The organism is Microcystis sp. LE19-41.2A (assembly GCF_027530405.1).
Lineage (GTDB): Bacteria > Cyanobacteriota > Cyanobacteriia > Cyanobacteriales > Microcystaceae > Microcystis > Microcystis aeruginosa.
Genome location: NZ_JAPZQJ010000141.1, coordinates 1 through 1,027 on the forward strand (window position 1 = coordinate 1; position 1,027 = coordinate 1,027).

General features: G+C 41.0%; 1 protein-coding gene and 1 pseudogene. Both read right to left on the reverse strand.

From position 1 onward, the window contains the following. Positions 1 to 465 (reverse strand): annotated as a pseudogene (locus O9290_RS06060) (hypothetical protein); the annotation flags it as partial. 116 nt (positions 466 to 581) lie between these two features. Beyond that, a partial coding sequence (locus O9290_RS06065) for a PDDEXK family nuclease (protein WP_288086818.1) occupies positions 582 to 1,027 on the reverse strand: 446 nt, incomplete at its 5' end.

Consider the following 1,027-nt stretch of genomic DNA (forward strand, 5'->3'; position numbering starts at 1 on the left):
CTAATTCTCCGGTTTTTGGCTGAAAAATTCCATAGACAGGTACTTGTAAGATTTGCTCGTAAAAATACCATTTTCCATAGGGATAGTGAGGATTGATGGAATACTCACCCCCTTCGGTTTCCGAGATAAACTCTAGGACGAAGTAGGAATTTCTCCTTCAAGATGGGGAGTATAACTGCGCCGAATTTTTCCGCTAGGAATCGGTTTTACCGAGGGAATATAAACCCAATCAGGTGCTTTGACAACAGTTTGAGTTTTAACGGTAGCACATAAGCCAAAATTAGAAGCAATTAGCATCGATTCTAGAATTAGTCCTGCTAATTCTAGGGATTCCCGTAAAGCGGCTGCTAATAGGGGTTGCAGGTTATTGTCCACAGGTTCGTCAGGTAGAATAAAATCATCGGGCAGTTTTTCCCAGGTGATTATCGTTGATTTTGTTGGTAAATCAATAGCAGATGGTGTCATTGTCGTCAACAGTCCTTCCTAATATTTAATAAGCTCTCATAAACTGCCCGCAACTAAGTAGGTGCATTAAATTAATTATAAAATAGACCTGTAGGTGGACAATGCCTGCAATTAGTTCATACACTATCATCAACTTCAACTCCTAGCGCTCTTAATTTTGCTGCCAAGCGTTCGGCTCGTTGCTTTTCCTGTTCGGCTCGTTGACGCTCTTGCTCGGCTCGTTGCTTTTCCTGCTCTACTAACTCACTCCCCCATAATAGCAAATTTCCCGACTTATCCCACCAGCGCAACCAATTAGTAGTAAATTCAGCTTTGGTTCCTTGCCAGATACCGATAAACAAGTTAAGTTCTTTTATCCAGTAACGATTATTCTCATCTGGCAACTGCTGTTCATACTTTCCTGCCACTAAACAATAAATTTCTAATTCTCCGGTTTTTGGCTGAAAAATTCCATAGACAGGTACTTGTAAGATTTGCTCGTAAAAATACCATTTTCCATAGGGATAGTGAGGATTGATGGAATACTCACCCCCTTCGGTTTCCGAGATAAACTCTAGGACGA